This is a genomic window from Modestobacter sp. DSM 44400, assembly GCF_900107175.1.
Taxonomy (GTDB): domain Bacteria; phylum Actinomycetota; class Actinomycetes; order Mycobacteriales; family Geodermatophilaceae; genus Modestobacter.
In genome coordinates this window covers 94577-111007 of the sequence record NZ_FNOZ01000011.1, presented here as the reverse complement: position 1 = coordinate 111007, position 16431 = coordinate 94577, and the positions used below count along the sequence as shown (strand labels likewise).

The 16431-nt window shown below is 71.5% G+C and carries 11 protein-coding genes; all 11 read right to left on the bottom strand.

Features of this window, described 5'->3' with window-relative positions:
* Window positions 1-90: 90 nt before the first annotated feature.
* The 11 genes from BLW04_RS26630 to BLW04_RS09780 all read right to left on the bottom strand — a co-directional run bounded on the left by BLW04_RS26630 (window position 91) and on the right by BLW04_RS09780 (window position 16423).
* Complete coding sequence (locus tag BLW04_RS26630) at window positions 91-264, bottom strand: hypothetical protein (RefSeq protein ID WP_175483976.1); 174 nt, start codon at window positions 262-264, stop codon at window positions 91-93.
* Window positions 265-289: 25 nt separating this feature from the next.
* Window positions 290-1561, bottom strand: a complete 1272-nt coding sequence (locus BLW04_RS09825) for a 3-deoxy-7-phosphoheptulonate synthase (RefSeq protein ID WP_091539413.1) — start codon at window positions 1559-1561, stop codon at window positions 290-292.
* A 518-nt stretch (window positions 1562-2079) separates the two neighbouring features.
* Entirely contained in the window at window positions 2080-2868 is a 789-nt protein-coding gene (locus tag BLW04_RS09820) for an alpha/beta fold hydrolase (protein WP_254781227.1), read from the bottom strand.
* A gap of 108 nt (window positions 2869-2976) precedes the next feature.
* Entirely contained in the window at window positions 2977-4935 is a 1959-nt protein-coding gene (locus BLW04_RS09815; RefSeq protein WP_091539409.1) for a 3-oxoacyl-ACP synthase III family protein, read from the bottom strand.
* Window positions 4932-10484 (bottom strand): ATP-binding protein, encoded by a 5553-nt coding sequence (locus tag BLW04_RS09810; RefSeq protein ID WP_091539484.1) that lies wholly within the window; start codon window positions 10482-10484, stop codon window positions 4932-4934. The genes BLW04_RS09815 and BLW04_RS09810 overlap by 4 nt, the downstream gene beginning before the upstream one ends.
* Before the next feature lie 73 nt (window positions 10485-10557).
* The gene (locus BLW04_RS09805; RefSeq protein WP_091539406.1) at window positions 10558-11373 is read right to left on the bottom strand and encodes a 3-oxoacyl-ACP reductase family protein; all 816 of its coding nucleotides are present in this window, start codon (window positions 11371-11373) and stop codon (window positions 10558-10560) included.
* 281 nt (window positions 11374-11654) lie between these two features.
* Window positions 11655-12530: an Rv3169 family protein gene (locus BLW04_RS09800; protein ID WP_217630959.1), complete on the bottom strand. Its 876-nt coding sequence runs from the start codon at window positions 12528-12530 to the stop codon at window positions 11655-11657.
* 295 nt (window positions 12531-12825) lie between these two features.
* On the bottom strand, window positions 12826-13266 hold the full coding sequence (locus tag BLW04_RS09795) for a hypothetical protein (protein ID WP_091539399.1): 441 nt from the start codon (window positions 13264-13266) through the stop codon (window positions 12826-12828).
* Window position 13267: 1 nt separating this feature from the next.
* Window positions 13268-14260, bottom strand: coding sequence for a phosphotransferase family protein (locus tag BLW04_RS09790; RefSeq protein WP_091539395.1), 993 nt, complete (start codon window positions 14258-14260; stop codon window positions 13268-13270).
* The gene (locus BLW04_RS09785) at window positions 14250-15485 is read right to left on the bottom strand and encodes an acetyl-CoA hydrolase/transferase family protein (protein WP_091539480.1); all 1236 of its coding nucleotides are present in this window, start codon (window positions 15483-15485) and stop codon (window positions 14250-14252) included. The genes BLW04_RS09790 and BLW04_RS09785 overlap by 11 nt, the downstream gene beginning before the upstream one ends.
* 59 nt (window positions 15486-15544) lie before the next feature.
* Window positions 15545-16423 (bottom strand): cyclase family protein, encoded by an 879-nt coding sequence (locus BLW04_RS09780; RefSeq protein WP_091539391.1) that lies wholly within the window; start codon window positions 16421-16423, stop codon window positions 15545-15547.
* Window positions 16424-16431: the final 8 nt, after the last annotated feature.

The window sequence follows — 16431 nt, the reverse complement described above, 5'->3', positions numbered from 1 at the left end:
ATCAACTCCCACAACTCGTCCGGGATCTCGTCGGTACGCAACATTCGTCCAGCGTCGCCCACCAACCCGCCAATCTTTGGCAGACACGCTCTAGCCCCGGGGCCAGTTGCCCATGGTGCACCCGTTGATCCCCAGGTCGCGGGCGACCTCGGCGATGGGCTTACCGGCCTCGAGCACCATCTGCACGGCTTCGGCCCCTGCGGGCTGGACCTTCACCGCTGCTCTGGCGTGAAAAAATCCTCTCAGCAGCGAGTCACTGTCCAAGATCGTTTGGTACACCCCACTGCTCTCAGCCGGCGTGCAGAGCGACGGCTTCGTCCGCCACGGCCGCGCCGCGCCGTGCTCGGGCAGCGTCCGCCAGCTCGTCCAGCATCGCCGCGGTCATGTCGAGATCGACGCAGGCGTCGGTGACGCTCTTGCCGTACTCCAGCGCGCCGGGGTGCTGCTGATCCAGGTCCTGCCGCCCGGCGACGAGATTGCTCTCCAGCATCACGCCGCGGATCGCCGACTCGCCTCCAGCAATCTGGCCGGCCAGGTCGTGCACGACGTCGACCTGGCGCAGGTGATCTTTCTGACTGTTGCCGTGCGAGGCGTCAACCACGACGACTCCCGGCAGGCCGCGCTTTCGGAGTTCGGCCTTGGTGTCGGCGATATGGGCTGCGGAGTAGTTCGGGCCGCGCTTGTCGCCACGCAGGATCACGTGGCCGGTCTCGTTGCCGGTCGTCGACAGCTGGGCTGTCATCCCGTGGCGGTCGACGCCCAGGAAATGGTGCCCTGCCCGGGCAGCGATGACGGCCTGGATGGCTGCCTCGATGCTGCCTTCCGGTGAGTTCTTGAAGCCGATGACGGACGAGAAGCCGGACACCCGCTCGCGGGCGGTCTGGTCGGTGACATTGCGCGCACCGACGCCGTTGTAGGTCACCAGGCCATCGACGTACTGAGGCGTCAGGGCGTTCAGCGGCTCGGCCGCCACCGGTACGCCCATCGCCGTGATCCCGCACATGAGCATCCGGCTTGCGATCAGGCCGACGCTGATGTGGTTCGAACCATCGAGGTACGGGTCGTAGGCGAATCCTTTCCAGTCGACCTCGGTCCTCGGCTTCTCCGTGTACGTGCGCATGACGATTTCCAGATCGTCGCCGTGCCTGTCCCGCATGCGACGGATGAAGCCGGCGTACTCCAGCGTGGCGACCGGATCATGGATCGAGCACGGGCCGGCGATGACGGCCAGCCGACCCTCGGCACCCATGACGATGTCGGTCATGGCGCGGCGCCCGGCCCGCGTCGTGGTGGCGGACGCAGCCGAGAGCGGCAGGAGGGTCGCGACCGCTTCCGGGGTGACGACGCTGCTGAGGCCGGCAATCCTGGTGTTCACCAGGCCGGACAGGTCAACTGCTTCCGCGTGCTGATAGCCGAGTTGCCGCCGGACCTCCGGCAGCAGCTCTGACTGCGTGGCATCCATCTGCCTGTTGACCCGACGCTGCACGTCCAACAAGTGATCAGCGATGCGCCTCGACACACCCAGTATTCGGTCGGCTGACATGTCCTCGAGCTGTGCCATCGTGCGTACTCCTCACGAGCCTCGGCGAAGCCGCGATCCCGCTCCAGCAGCTCGCGGAGGAGGGGCGACCATCGTCTGATGTCGAGGTTGCAGGGCCGGTGAGCCGTCGGCCACCATCGGTCGTCACCCGTGGTCGACGGCGACTTTTTCCTAGCCTAATTCGCTCCCTCAGCCGTCCACACCCGGCCAACGGCTGAGGGCGGTGCCGCTACGGCCACGATCGGCGGGGCCACTGGCTCCGTCATTGTCGGCGAGGAAGTGCTCACCCTGCTCGCCGAGGCGCCCGACCCCGAGTCGCTGGCAAGGGTCCAGCATGTGCTCGGTAGCCCGACCGACCGAACGGGGAGTGCGCAGGCAGCAGGGACTCGCAGCCTCGGTCGAGCGGGCAGGGAGGTGCCGACGAGCGGAGGCGCTGCGACACCAAAGCCCGGCCCCCCGAGGCTCTCGGCACCGCCATCCACCCGCCCGACGAGCCGGGGCCCGGCTCCTGCTTCCGTCACCGTACCGGCAGCTGGAGCTCAGCCGCCGCGCGGCGAACGGCCGGAGAGCCGCCGCAGCTCCTCGGCCATCACCTCGGGGTACTGCAGCGGTAGGAAGTGGGTACCCGCCATCTCGCGGAGCCGGGCATCGGGCACCGACCGGGCCGCCGCCCGGACGTCGGCGACGTCGACCAGGGAGTCATGACGGCCCGCCACGAAGGTGACCGGGCAGCGCACCGGGGAGACGTCGAGGGGGGCGTGCTGGGCGACGGCGTCCGCGAGGTACCGGAACCAGGTCCAGTCGTTCCGGGAGAACTCGTGCAGCACCGTGTGCAGCAGGCCCGGGTGGGCCGCCTCCTGCGCGGGTCCGCGCATCGCCGCCGGGGACAACAGGTCCTGCCAGGGCGGCAGGCCGGCCGCCACCAGCGGCAGCAGCGGACCCACGACCGGCAGCAGCCGGCTGCCGAGCCGGCCCATCGGCGCCCGCAGCCGTCGGGGCACGCGGTAGGTGCCGAACAGCGCGGAGTAGCTGCCCCCGGGGACACCGGCGACGGCGAGCACGGCGCTCACCCGGGCCGGGTCCTCCAGCGCCAGCTCGAACGCCACGTTGACCCCCAGCGACCAGCCCACGACCATCGCCGACCGCATCCCGTAGGCGTCGAGCACGGCACGTGCGTCGTCGGCGTGGTCCTCGACCCGCACCCGGCTCCGGTCGGCCGGGCGCTCGGAGCCGCCGAGACCGCGCTGGTACCAGGTGGCCACCCGGTAGCCGCTGTCCGGGGCGATGAGCCGCGGCCAGGCGTAGGCGGGGCGCCCAGGCCGTTGCACAACAGCACCGGGATGCCCGTGCCGTCGTTGCACCAGGCGCGGAGGGCGGTCCCGTCCGCGCCGCGCACCTCGCGAGTACTCATGGAGGCGTACTCCCGGCGATGAGCATCAGCCGAAGGCCACCCGCATCTCTTCCGACGCCGGCGAGGGTCCGTCCGACGCGGGGAGGGCCGGCTCCGGCGAGCTGAGGTCCGGGACGGCCCCCTGTTGCACGGCGACGACCGCGGGGTCCAGCGTCAGGACGGTGTAGCCGGCCACGGCTCCCGCGCCGAAGCCGGGCGCGAAGATGCGCACCGGCGTGGTGATGACGCCGTCCCGCACCGCGTCGTGGATGGCCAGCGGGATGCTCGCGGACGAGGTGTTGCCGACCTCCTCGATGTTGAAGTACAGCTGCTCGGGACTGAGCCCGGCCTGCTTGGCCAACTGCAGGACCATGGTCTTGTTGGCCTGGTGCGGAACGATGAGGTCGATGCTGTCCAGCAGGGAGCCCACCTTGCCGTCGGGGTCGGGCAGGGCCGTGATCTCCTCGATCATCTGCGCGAGGTAGCGGCCCGCCAGCGCCTTCACGTGCGGGCCGAAGACGGTGATGTTGTTGTCGAAGACCGGGTTGGGCCAGATGATGGAGTTCACCTCGCTGGCCGGGCCGCTGGCGTAGGTCTGCAGGTAGTGGAAGTCGGGCGCTGCGCCATCCGGCGCCGGCCCCACGACCATCGCCGCCGCGCCGTCCCCGAAGATCATCCGGGAGGTGCGGACGTTGCCGATCTTGTCGGAGAACTTCTCGACGCACACCACGAGGACCGGCCGGTCCACCTCCTGCAGCAGCCGGGTGGCCTCGGCCAGTCCGTAGGGCATGCCCGCGCAGGCGGCGACGATGTCGTAGGCGGCGTGGGTCTGGTAGATCCCGAGCTGACCGCAGATGTAGGTGGCCAGCGACGGGATCAGCCGCGAGCTGGTGCAGGTGCAGACCAGGACACCGCCGATCTCCTCCGGCTCCCGCTGCGCCTTCGCCAGCGCGGCCAGCGCGGCCTGCAGGCCGAGTTCCTCCAGGCTCAGCGAGCTGTACCGGCGCCGTTCGATGCCGGTCTTGGCGCTGATCTCGGCCGCACCCATCGGCGACCAGTTGTAGGCGGAGTTGCGGATCAGGTCGTCGTTGCTGCACACCTGGTCGCCGTGCACGGCGGCCAGCGACTCCAGCCGGGGCAGGACGGCGAACTGTCGGCGCACGTCGATCTCCGGGAACGGCCGCACCGGGAGCCGGGTCTCCCGGGCGGCCGCCGCGGGCCGGCTCCGGACGCCGCCGGCCAGGCGCCGCAGGAAGGCCCGTACCTCCGCGTCGCGGGGATGGAAGGTGACCACGTAGTCGTCGTCGGCCAGCTGGCCGGCCTCGACCAGCTCCACCTGCGACCGGTCCCACGGGTACTGGTTGTGCAGCACCATCGCCCACCGGAGCAGCGCCTCGAGCTCGGGCACCTCCTCGTCGCAGTCGAGGATGTCGGGATAGTCGTAGACCGGGTAGTCGGGGTCGTAGTTCGGCAGCCGGAAGGTGAGGTTGCCCGGCGTCTCCAGGAACTGGGCGACCGTCGGCTTGATGGCCGGGAGCGTGGTCGCGTGGTTCCTGCGGTTGCCGAAGACGTCGAAGAGGATCCCGAAGATCCGGTCCTCGACGGCCCTGTCCCACTGGGCCGGCAGCGTCGGGTAGGCCGCCTGGACGGCGGCAATCTTCGTGTCGCCGTCCTCCCAGGGCTCCAGCACGGGCAGGAACACGTCGGTCCGGGTCCGGGGCACGTCGGCCCATCGCGTCGGGCGCTTGTCGTACATGGTCATCGCGAAGCGGTTGGCCCAGAACAGGTTCAGGGCGAGGTCGCGCATCAGGGTGTACCGGCTCTCGTAGCCGCCGATCCGGACCTTGTCCAGGATGTCGGTGCCGCTGGGGGCCTTGGTCTCGAAGTCCCGGCGGATGACGCTGTCGAGCTGTTCCAGGGACTCCATGGTGGAGAAGTCCAGCTGCGGGAAGATGTTCGAGGGCAGCACCAGGCGACCGTGCCGGTTGAGGACGAACGCGTTCATGTCGGTCCCTTCTGAAGAGCGTGCGGCTGGCTCTGGGTGGCGCGCTGCATCCCCCGCTCCACGGCGCCGATGAGGCGGGGGCGCAGCTCGGCGGCGGGGATGATGGCGTGCACCGAACCCACCTCGCGGGCCCGCTCGATGTTGTGCACCGCCTCGAACTCAGCGGCGACCTCACCCAGCTTCTCGGAGCGGACGGCGCTGCGCAGCGCGGCGAGCTCCACCCGGAGCCGGGCCTGCTCCACCCCGTCGGCCGCAGCCAGCGCTGCCTCCAGGTCGCGCACCCGGGGATCGGCGGCGGTGCGCTTGTCGACCTCGCCGGTGAAGACCACGGCGGCAGCAGGCGCCCCGCCGAGGACCGAGGCGTAGGAGCCTTCGACGGCCAGCACCTCCATGTTGTCGTTCAGGACGCCGGAGAACACCACGAAGGCACCGCCGTGGTACCGGGAGATGACGCAGAAGACGATCGGGCCGTCGAAGTTGACGATCGCCCGGCCGATCTCGGCTCCGATCTCCAGCTGCACGTTGCGCAGCGACTCCGGTGATCCGTCGAAGCCCGACAGGTTGGCCAGCACCACCAGCGGCCGATTGCCGCTGCACGCGTTGATCGCCCGCGCGGCCTTCTTCGACGACTTCGGGAACAGCGTCCCGGCGGTCCACTGGTCGGGCCCGTCCGCCGGAAAGCTGCCGCGTCGGGGGATGGGCCGGGACTCGATGCCCAGGATCGTGACGGGATGGCCCCCCAGGTGGGCGTCGTGGACGACGGTGGTGTCGGCGTCCGCCATGCCCGCCCAGCGCTCGAGCACCGGATGGTCCTGGTCGCTGACGGCCCGCATGACCGTCCGGATGTCGAAGGCCTTCTTCCGGTCGGGGTTGGCGTCGGCCGAGAAGATGTCGCCGACGGTGGTGAACTCACTCGACGGGTGCTGGTGCGGAAACGAGCGCACGTCGCGGTCCGCCGGGTCGTCGGTGTCGGCCGGCCGGGCCCAGCGTTCGCCGGGTGCGACGTAGGCGTGCTCGTAGTGCTCGAACAGCAGGTCGACCGCGGCGGTCAGGTTCGGCGCCCAGTACTGCGCCTGCCCGTTGGGCCCCATGACCCGGTCGTAGCCGCCGATCCCGAAGTTGTCCTCGGCCGACACGCCGCCGGAGTAGTCCAGGGAGTGCTTTCCGGTGAGCACCATCGCGCTGTCCGGGGTCATGACGAGGATGCCCTTGGTGTGCATCAGCATCGTGGCCTCGGCGTTCCAGTACGGCTGCGCGCCGACGTTGATGCCGGCGACGACGACGTTGACCTCGCCGCCCGCCTGGGTGAACGTGATCAGCCGGCGCAGCGCGCGGGCGACCCAGTCCATGTTCTCGGTGCCGCTGTCCATCGAGATGCGGGCACCGGAGGACAGCGCGAACCACTCGAGCGGGATGCCGCGCTCCTCGGCCAGGTCGAGCGCTGCCACGACGCGCGCACACTCGGGCTCGGCCACAGTGCCGAGCGCCTTCGTCGGGTCGCCGAACAGGACCACCCTCGACATGCCCTCGGGGTACCGCTTCGTGGGCGTGTCCACCACCCCGACGACCAGGCCGGCCCCATTGCGGCCGGGTGGGCGCTCGACCGGCACCAGCCGGCCGGCGTCGTCCAGGTCGTGCTCGACGAACGTACCGCCCTGACCGGCCAGCAGCGGCGCGAGCTCGTAGGGGTACACCGTGCCCCGGGCGCGCGAGCGCAGCACCTTCTGGGTGTAGTCGTCCAGCGGCCGCATCGGCTCGGTCGGCCGGTCGGTCACCCGCATGCTGACGCCGGTGCCGGGGGCGTAGGCGAAGCGCAGCGCCACCTCCCGGGGCGTCTCGGAGCCCTCCTCCTGCAACCGGGCCAGCAGGATGATCTCCTCCAGGCCCGCTCCGGCCGTCAGCGGCGCCGACGCCCGCGCGAGGCTCGCCAGTTCCGACAGCGGGACCTCGATGGACGGCCAGGCGTAGAGGAAGACCCGGTTGTGGTCCAGGGGGCGGCGGGACCTCCGCTGGGACTGCGCCCGGCGCAGGCCGTCGAGACAGGCCGTCAGCTGCCGCTCGACCGTCGGGTACGCCACGACCTCGCCCGCGTCGTCCCGGACGGGGGTCAGGTCGCGGACCTCCGCCATCGCGATGAACCGTTCGTCGTTCGGGTTCTCCTTCGCGACGATGGAGAACAGGTAGGTGTCCTCCGCCGACGGCAGGCGCACACCGTCGAAGTTCTTCAGGCGCCACAGGTTGAGCCGCTGAGCGGTCAGCGGGTGCAGACCGCGGATGATCCGGTCCTCGACGAGCCCACCCGCGTCCCTGTCGTCTGCTCCCCTGCCGTCCGGCGCCGGCCGGAAGGTCACGGCCTCGACGTCGCCCTCGGGAGTGGAGACCGTCACCGTCACCCGGCGGGCCGTCCGCAGCGGCGCGACCGCGTCCAGCAGGTCGCGCAGTTCCGCCGCCATCGTGTCGGCGTCCGTCGGGCGGTCCGGCCAGGACAGGTAGAGGTCGACCAGCAGGTGCGGCGGGTCGGCGACGTCCTCGGCCGCCCCCGCGAGCGCGGAGAGGGCGGCGGGCAGGGCGTTCCGCTCCGCCATCAGGGCGACCAGGTGCAGCCGGGTCCCGTTCAGCTCGTAGTCCGCCGAGACGCACGAGTGACCGCCGAGCAGGGAGGACCGCACGTGCTGCAGGTCGCGGCTGCGGTAGTAGCGGCGGGTGAGGACCTCCAGGACGGGGTCGGGCTCCGTCGTCGGCCGCCCGGCACGCTGACCCAGCAGCCGGATCAACGGCTCGGGGCTCGCGACCAGCGTCTCGATCCTCGCCATGCTCGCGCCGGTGTCGCCGCGCGCGCCGGCCTCGTCGAGCTCGGTCAGCAGCCGGTCGGCCTCGTCCAGCACCTCCTGGCGGGCCCGCTGCAGCACCGGCTCCTCGAACCAGCGGAAGCGGACGGCGCGGGCCAGGTCGCCCACCGTCGGGTAGCGCAACTGGGTCGCGGTGACCAGCCGGTCGAGCACCTCCCCCACCTCCGACCGGGGCGGCCCGGGAGGAGGGCTGCCGGCGCCGAGCCAGTGGTCCAGCAGCGCGAGGACCGCCGGCAGCTGATCGGGAACGCGTTGCTGGGCCAGGAAGATGCGGTACACGGCCTCCTCGAGGGCCGGGCCGGGTTCGAGCTCGCCGACGTCGTAGTGCAGCAGGGCCCGGCAGAGCCGCCCGCGGAAGCTCTCCGGCAGTGCCTCCCGCTCCACGTCGAGGGAGTGCAGATAGGCGTGGAAGTACTCCCGCGGGCTGTGCACCTGCTGGTCGGCCTCCTCCTCCTCGCTGGCCGGACGGTTGCGCGCCAGCTCGCAGAGATCGGCGAAGGTGGTGAGGACGGTGAGCTCGCTGTGCAGCAGCTCCGGATCGTCCACCGGCAGCTCGCCGCGGGCCGTGCCGTACGCCGCCACCAGCGCCCGCGCGTGGCCGGCGTCGAGGTCGTAACCGGTGATCAGCGCCTGCAGCTCCGCCAGCAGCAGCAGCGCCGCGTCGCGCGGGTCGGGCTGCTGCGCGTCAGCGACGCTCGGGAACGCGATCCGCTCGCCCGAAGCCTCCTCGACGTCCCCACCGGTCCGCTCCAGGTCCAGCAGCGCGGCGCCGGCATCGACCTGGGCGTTCGCCGCGACCAGCACCTCGCGGACCCGGCCGGCGAACGGCGCCCGGACCGCGGTCTCCATCTTCATGCTCTCCAGCACGGCGACCGCCTGGCCGGCCTCAACCTCCTGCCCGGCCTGCACGCGCAGGGCGACGACGACCGACGGGGCGGGCGCGCGCACCAGGCCGCCCGCGTCGCGCGTGACCCGGTGGGACGCGCCGTCGACCTCGACCAGGTGCGAGCCGGCGGCCGTCACGGCGACGACGGGGAACCGTCGACCGTCGACGGTGAGCCAGCTCTCCAGGGGGCTGAGCCGGTCGACGTCCACGTCGACGGACCGGCCGTCCAGCACCACGCGGTACCGGTTGCGGCTGACCTTCGCGGCGGTCAGGCGGTAGACCTGTCCGCGGTGGCCGAGCTCCACCGTGCGTCCCACCTCGTGCGGGGCGCGCGGTCGTCCGCCCCGCGCGGACGCCAGGAAAGCCGCGCGCTCCCGGGCCTCCTCGGCGTCGGAGACGCCGATGGCCACCTGGAGGAGGGCCACGAAGCCGTTGGGCGCGGACTCCGCCTCCCCGCTGCCCGTGCGATCCAGCCAGCCGGTGTCCGCCGTGCCCGCCACGACCTCCGGCCGGTCGAGCAGGCCGAGCAGGAAGGACTTCGTGGTGGTGCCCCCGTGCAGTACCACGGTGGTCTCGCGCAGCGCACAGCGCAGGCGTGCGAGGGATTCGGGACGGTCCCGCCCCCAGGCGATGACCTTGGCCACCATCGAGTCGTAGGCCGGGGGGATGACATCGCCGACGGTCATGCCGGTGTCCACGCGGACACCCGGCCCGCTCGGCAGGCGCATGAGCGCGACCCGCCCGGGCGCGGGGGCGAACCCCTGCTCGGCGTCCTCGGCGTTGAGCCGTGCCTCCACGGCGTGGCCGTATTCCGGAGGCGGGTCCCCGACGAGCCGGCCGCCGTCGGCGATGTGCAACTGCAACTTGACGATGTCGAGCCCGGTCGTCGCCTCGGTCACCGGGTGCTCCACCTGGAGCCGGGTGTTCACCTCCAGGAAGGTGAACAGCTGCTCGGTGGGCTGGTACAGGAACTCCACCGTGCCGGCACCGACGTAGCCCGCGGCCCGGACCAGCGCGATCGACGACTCGCGCAACACGGTGTCCTGCTCGCGGCTCAGGACCGGCGAGCTGGACTCCTCCAGCACCTTCTGGTTGCGCCGCTGCACCGAGCAGTCCCGCACCCCCGGTGCCCACACCGCCCCGTGCTGGTCGGCGATCACCTGCACCTCGACGTGCCGGCCGCCCTCGACCAGGCGCTCCATGAACACGATGGGGTCTCCGAAGGTCCGCGCCGCCTCGGCCTGCGTGCGGGTGAGAGCCTCCTCCAGCTCCTCCTCGGTGCGGACCACCCGGATGCCCCGGCCGCCGCCTCCGCTCCTGGCCTTGACCATGAGCGGGTAGCCGATGACGGCCGCGTGCCGGCGGCCGTCATCGAGAGTCTCGACCGGTCCGCCGCTCCACGGCGCTACGGGCACGCCGGTCTGCTCGGCGAGGACCTTGGCCTCGATCTTGGCGCCCAGGAGCCGCATGGCCTCCGGTGGCGGCCCGATGAAGGTCACGCCGAGGTCGGCGCAGAGCTCGGCGAACGCGGGGTCCTCCGCGACGAACCCCCAGCCGACCCAGGCTGCGTCGGCGCGGCTCGTCCGCAGCGCCCGGCCCAGTTCGGCGTGATCCAGGTACGGGCTGGCCGCACCGGTCTCCTGGAGCACGACGGCCTCGTCGGCAGCGCGCACGAACGATGCCCGGCGCTCGGCCTCGGTGTGCAGCGCGATGACGCGGGTCCCGGTGCCGTGCTCGGCGTTGAGCTCGCGCACGGCTCGGATGAGCCGCATGGCGGGTTCGCCCCGGTTGACCACTGCGATGCGGTTGAACACCCGCACCCCTCCCCCCGTCGATGGATCGGTCAGGTCGTCGGCGCGGGACCGAGCGCGCACCGCCGAGGCGGCCTCACATGTCGAGGCCGCCGTTGACGCCCCACACCTGCCCGGTGATGTAGGACGAGGCGTCGGCGGCCAGGAAGTGCACGACGCGGGCGACCTCCTCCGGCTGCCCCAGCCGGCCGAGCGGGATCTTCGCCCGGAGGCCGTCGAGGACCTTCTCCGGAACGGCGTCGAGCATCTCGGTGGCGGTGTAGCCCGGCGTCACGGCGTTGACGGTGATGCCGATGCCGTTGGTGTTGCCCGAGCGCTGCAGCTGCATAGCCGCCTCCCGGGCGAGGGTCTTGGTGAGCCCGAACAGCCCTGACTTGGCCGAGGCGTAGTTGACCTGCCCGATCCCACCCGTCTCGCCGATCACCGAGGAGATCATCACGATCCGCCCACTGCCCCGTTCGAGCATGTGCTTCAGCGCGGCCTGGGACAGGTAGAACGCGCCGGACAGGTTGACGTCGATCACCCGGCTCCAGTCGGCGTCGACCATCTTGGCCACGGTCCGGTCGACGGTGATGCCGGCGTTGTTGACCAGGACGTCCAGCCGGCCGTGCTGCTCGACCACCTCGGCGACGCACCGACGGCAGTCCTCCGCTGAGCCGATGTCACCGCGGTGCACCGTCACGTCGCGGTCCGGAAAGGTGGCGGTGAAGTCCTGGGCGAACTTCTCGGCCGCCTGCTGGTTGCCGCTGTAGCCGGCGGCGACGTCGGCGCCCTGCGACGCCAGACTCCGAGAGATCGCGGCGCCGATGCCGCGGGTCCCGCCGGTCACGAAGGCCACCTTGCCCAGGAGCTTGTCGCCGGTCCTGGTCCCGCTCTCCTGCGTCGCTGTCATCGCGTCCCCTCTCGGTCGCGGCGCGCCCACCGCTCCCCGGAGCTGGAGCCCCATGGCTCCACGTGCGCAGCTCCGGGCACCGGCGCAGCATGGCGCTAGCTCTGCGGCGCGTCAAAGCGAGACGGACCCAAGTCGAGGATCGGTGCACGCTGATCACGCCGGCACCGAGGTCGCTGAGCAGCAGCATGGCGCAGAGCGACGTCGGGCCGACTCCCGCGAGCTCGATGATCTTCACGCCCGAAGCGGTCCCACGATCTGTACGAACCTCCGCTAGCGTCGGGTCACGTCAGGAAGTCCCAACCCGGCCGGCCGGACACGCAGGACTCGTAGGCGACCGGATCGATCGTCTGGTACACCCCGATCGACGTGGTCCCGTCGTCCGCCGTCACGCGGCAGAGGTGCTCATCGAGTCCGCGGATCCCGATGCGCGTCTCCGGCCTGGAGAGGTCGTAGGTCTCGCCCTCGGTGAGGTCCGGCCCGTCGTACCCGCCCTGATGGATTCCGCTCTCCGGCGTGCCTCCGTACATCGCGCAGCGCAGGTACGCCGTCTGCTGGTCGATCCGCTCGTAGTGCAACTGCTGCTTCTCGCCCGTGTCGAACGCGTAGTCGACGATCCCCTCGACGAAGATGTCGGTGTCGGGTTCGAAGCGCAGCCGCCGCGTCGGCTTCGCCACGCGCGTCGCTCCGCGCCTGCTGTGGCCGAAGGGGTAGTACACCCGGTCACCCCACAGGCTCCATTCCGGGTACGCGACGAACGCGTTGCCGTTGACACCGACGTGCAGCCGCCCGCCCAGGGACATCGAAGGCCCACCGACGCCACGGCCGGTACCCCAGTGGCGGTCGCGCGTGCCGGACGACCCGGGCGGCATGTCGACGCGCACGCCGTCACTCTCGAACCAGCCCGACACGCTGCCGAATCCCTCGAACCCGGTGGTGACGTCGTTGCGCCTGCCCGCCGGCGTGCCGTGCGCCGAGTCGGACAGGGGCTCGCGGAAGACTTGACGGGTCGAGTCGACGAACGTCAGGTCGTAGCTGATGCCCCACTCGTTGGGTTCGAGCACGAAGCGCCACTCGCGCAGCCCGCGGACGATCACGGGCGCGATCGGGCCGACGCGCAGGTCGGCGCGGTCGACCCCGAGTCGCCGGAAGCTGCGCACGGAGGTGTGCTTCCCGCGGTGGTTGACGATCGCGTAGGCCTCGGCGCGGTCGAGGTTCGGATAGAAGCTCCCACCGGTCGCGATGATCACCTCCCCCGCAGGGTCATGGCAGATCACCCAGTACCGCTCGTAGGCACGTGGATCGCCGGTCCACATCACCCGGACGGGGTCCGGCGTCTGGTGGATCATGAAGTCGTCCAGGGGCGACAGCGGGAACTGCTCGGCGAAATGCTCGTCACTCACTGTCGGGGCTGGTGGAAGATCGTTCATGGCGTCGCCTCTCGTGTGGGACCGGCTATGTCGGGTCGATGTCGACGCGCCGCGTCAGGTACGCCCCGATCTCGGTACGTGCGCTGAGACCGGCAGGAGATCGGGGCAGCTCGTGGATCGCGCGGGCCAGCAGTGCCCGCAGCTCGGCGTTGCGTGCGGACACGGCCGCGACGTCGAGGTCCGACCGCTCCAGGTCGGCACCCTCCGCGGCATGACCGACTGCGGCATCGATGTCGGCCGACAGCTGCGGCACCACCGCGGACAGGCCGGTGAGCAGTGTCGTCATCTTCGCGTTGTCCTCGACGAGGAACGGCAGCATCGGCGCCCACGATCCGCGGACGTGTTTCACGAGGCGCCCGGCGTTGCGCAGTAGCTCCCTCGACGCGGCGGAGAGCCCATCGTCGCTCCCGACGCCGTCGAGAAGTCGCCGCACGCCGTCGAGCTGCTCGTCGATCGTCGGTCGCATGTCAGCTGCTCCCATCGGTGATCGCCGCCAGCAGGGTGCGCAGCACCCTGCGGGTCGGGCGGTAGGGCTCGTCACTGCGGGCCTCCAGGAACGACCGGAGCCCGCTCACCTGCATCACGACGGTCTTGAACGTCGAGAAGGCCACCCACCAGGCGAGGCTCGTCGGGTCGACCCCGGACCCCGTGGTGTGCGCGTAGTGCTCCAGCAGATCGGCAGGCTCCCACGTCCCGGCGATCGTGTGCTCGACGGCGCGCAGCGGCTGGGTCACCCACCCCAGATCCTCGAGCGGATCTCCGAGGTGCGCCAGTTCCCAGTCGAGCAGCGCGACGACGCGGTCATCGACGAGCAGGACGTTGCCCGGCTTGAAGTCCGCATGCACCAGCACCGTCCGTGCCGAACGGGGTGCGGACTCGCGGAGCCGATCGATCGCCAGCTCCAGTTCCGGATACGCCTCGAGCTGGTCGGCGCGCAGGATCTGCACCCACCGATCCAGCTCGTGCAGCGCCGCACGTTCCCCGGGGTCGGGCATCAGGTCGCCGATGCCCAGGCCGCGCCAGTCCGTCTCATGGACCTGCGCGAGCAGGTCGCAGAACTGTCGCGCCAGGTCCTGGCGAACGGCGAGCGGGCGATCGCTGTTGAGGACCCGGTAGTCGGTGACGCCGGGAGCGCGCTGCATGATCATGGACGGGCTTCCCAGCCACGTCCCGTCGGCGTCGAGCCAGCGCGCGCGGGGGGTGGGCAGCGGGCTGGCCTCCAACGCTCGGAGCAGGGCGAACTCCGCGCCGCGGTCGGTGTCGACGAGCCCCCCGTCCGGGTCGCTGCGGAGGATGAGCGGGTCGCGCTCTCCCCCGTCGGTCATCAGGTCGAACACCCAGTTCTCTCGCGACCGGCCCACCCCGATGCGGGCCAGGTCGACGATGCGTGGGTTTCCGTCGTCGAACTGCGCCGACATGTACTTCTGCAACCGGTCGCTGACCGTCGAGCTACCGTCCATCGTCCACTTCCCTTCGATCTCCTCGTTCCGTAACCGCCAGCAGAGCGTCTCGGTGGTGTGGTGCAGCCACGGCAATCAGAGCCTCCGGGCGTTCGTCGAGACTCGTGCCGCGCAGGTCCGCGACCCCGAACTCGGTCACGACGAAGTCGACGCCGGAGCGCAGTGTGGTGACCGTGCCCTGGTGCAATCGCCGGACGATGCGTGACTGCCGGCCGCGCGCTGCCGTCGCCGGGAGCATCACGATGGACCGGCCGCCGACCGAGCGCTGCGCCGCGCGCAGGAACTCCGGCTGGCCGCCGATGCCCCCGACGTATCCGGACTCGATCTCCTCTGCGTTGACCTGGCCGGAGAGATCGACCTGGAGTGCGGAGTTCATGGCGACGAAGCCCTCGAGCCTGCCCAGCACGTCGGGACTGTTCAGCTCGCGGACCGGCCGGACGAGTACGGCGGATCGGGTGACGTACTCGTACAGGGCGGCCGAGCCGGCCGCCTCGCTGATCCGCACGGACCCGGGCTCGGTGGACAGGGCCCCGGCCTCGGCGAGGCCGAGCAGCCAGTCGCCGACGAGCGTCGAGTGCACCCGCAGGTCCCGCCGCCGCGTCAGGGCGGCCCCGACGACCGACGGGACGGCGCCGATCCCCAGCTGGATCGTCGCTCCGTCGGGAACGAGCTTGACCACGTGCGCCGCGATCTGCCGGTGCACCTCGCTCACATTCGCTGGCGGTATCACCGGCAGTGGGCGCGACGTGCGGACCGTCGCGGCGAAGGCCGACGCGTGGAGGCATGGAGCCGAGGTCACGGGCAGCTGCTCGTTCACCTCGGCGATGACCGCCCGGGCCTGCCCGACGAGCTCGTAGGTGTAGTCGACCGCCATGCCCAGGCTGTGGAAGCCGTCGTCGTTGGGGGGCGAGACCTGCATCAGGACGACGAGGCGCCCCGGTGCCCGCAGCGCCAGCAGGCGGGGCACGTCGGCGAAGTGGCACGGGATGATCGACACCGTGTTCGTGGCGGCGAGCCGGGCGAGCGGGCCCATGCCGCCGAACGACACCAGCGAGAGCGATCGCGCGGCGTCCTCGGTGAGCGCGGCACTGTGACTGAGCCCGACGAACACCTCGGTGTCGCGCAGCGACCCGCCGGCCCGCACGAGCTGTTCGAGCAGCGGGGTCGGCTCGCCCACTCCCTGGGCGACCACGACGAGATCGCCCGGCCGGAGCACGTCGGTCATCCACGCCGCACCGGGCACGGGCGCGCCGGCGTCCGTTCCGTGCGCCGCGGCCGGGTTTCTCACAGCACCGCCACGGGGTTGACCGGGCTGCCGGTCGAGCCCGCCAGCGGCAGAGGTGCCACGACCAGCAGGAACGTGGTGCGCCCGGTCGCTGCGAGCTCGCGCAGTTCGAGGTTCTCGAGGAGCGGCACGCCGTGCCGGTGCAGCAGCGTGAGATGCACCGGGAACGTCGACCCCGGAGCCGAGGGCTGCACCTCGACTGCGTAGTTGTCGGCACCGACGATCGCGACGTCGCGGGCGGCGAGCCACGCGGCGGCGTCGTCGTCGAGGCCGGGCTCGTTGTCGAAGTAGTCGACCGCCCCCAGGTGCTGCTCCCACCAGCCGGTCCGCAGGAGCACGGCATCGCCGGCGTGTGGCTCGACCCCCGCCCGCGAACAGGCGCCCGAGAGCATGGCCGCATTGACCGGGGTGCGGGCGGGCAGCGGGCCGCCGTGCCCGGCGACGAGGTCGACAAGGACCCCGCGGGTCACCGCGGGTCGCAGCTTCTCCGCGCCGCACCGCTGGGCCCCTCGGGTGGAGCGCACGGCCGAGGCGGGGTGTCCGTTGTAGAGCGTGTCGCCGCTCCATGCGTGGGCGAGGGCGTCGAGGTGGGTCCCGCTGTGGGTGCTCAGCTGCACGGTGTCCTCCGCGAACCGGAAGCCGTCCGGCGCGCGGGCGCCGGCGGCGTAGTCGCCCGCGTCGCGATCCATGAACCGCTGCGGCGCGCGGCGATGGGGTGGGACCGGCACTTGCGGCCCGAGTGGCTGCGCGAGCGATACCACGCGGCCCTCGCGGACGAGGTCGGTGGCGGCCAGCACGGCGGCCGGGTCGACGAGGTTGAGCGCGCCCGCCTCGTCGTCGGCCCCCCAGCGCCCCCAGTTGCCGAACCCACTCGGCATGGGTCCGT

Bases quoted from the DNA above. Each gene is read 5' to 3' on its own strand.
- BLW04_RS09825 (WP_091539413.1), bottom strand. From the start codon at position 1,561: ATGGCACAGCTCGAGGACATGTCAGCCGACCGAATACTGGGTGTGTCG.
- BLW04_RS09815 (WP_091539409.1), bottom strand. From the start codon at position 4,935: ATGAACGCGTTCGTCCTCAACCGGCACGGTCGCCTGGTGCTGCCCTCG.
- BLW04_RS09805 (WP_091539406.1), bottom strand. From the start codon at position 11,373: ATGACAGCGACGCAGGAGAGCGGGACCAGGACCGGCGACAAGCTCCTG.
- BLW04_RS09795 (WP_091539399.1), bottom strand. From the start codon at position 13,266: ATGCGACCGACGATCGACGAGCAGCTCGACGGCGTGCGGCGACTTCTC.
- BLW04_RS09790 (WP_091539395.1), bottom strand. From the start codon at position 14,260: ATGGACGGTAGCTCGACGGTCAGCGACCGGTTGCAGAAGTACATGTCG.
- BLW04_RS09785 (WP_091539480.1), bottom strand. From the start codon at position 15,485: ATGACCGACGTGCTCCGGCCGGGCGATCTCGTCGTGGTCGCCCAGGGA.
- BLW04_RS09780 (WP_091539391.1), bottom strand. From the start codon at position 16,423: ATGCCGAGTGGGTTCGGCAACTGGGGGCGCTGGGGGGCCGACGACGAG.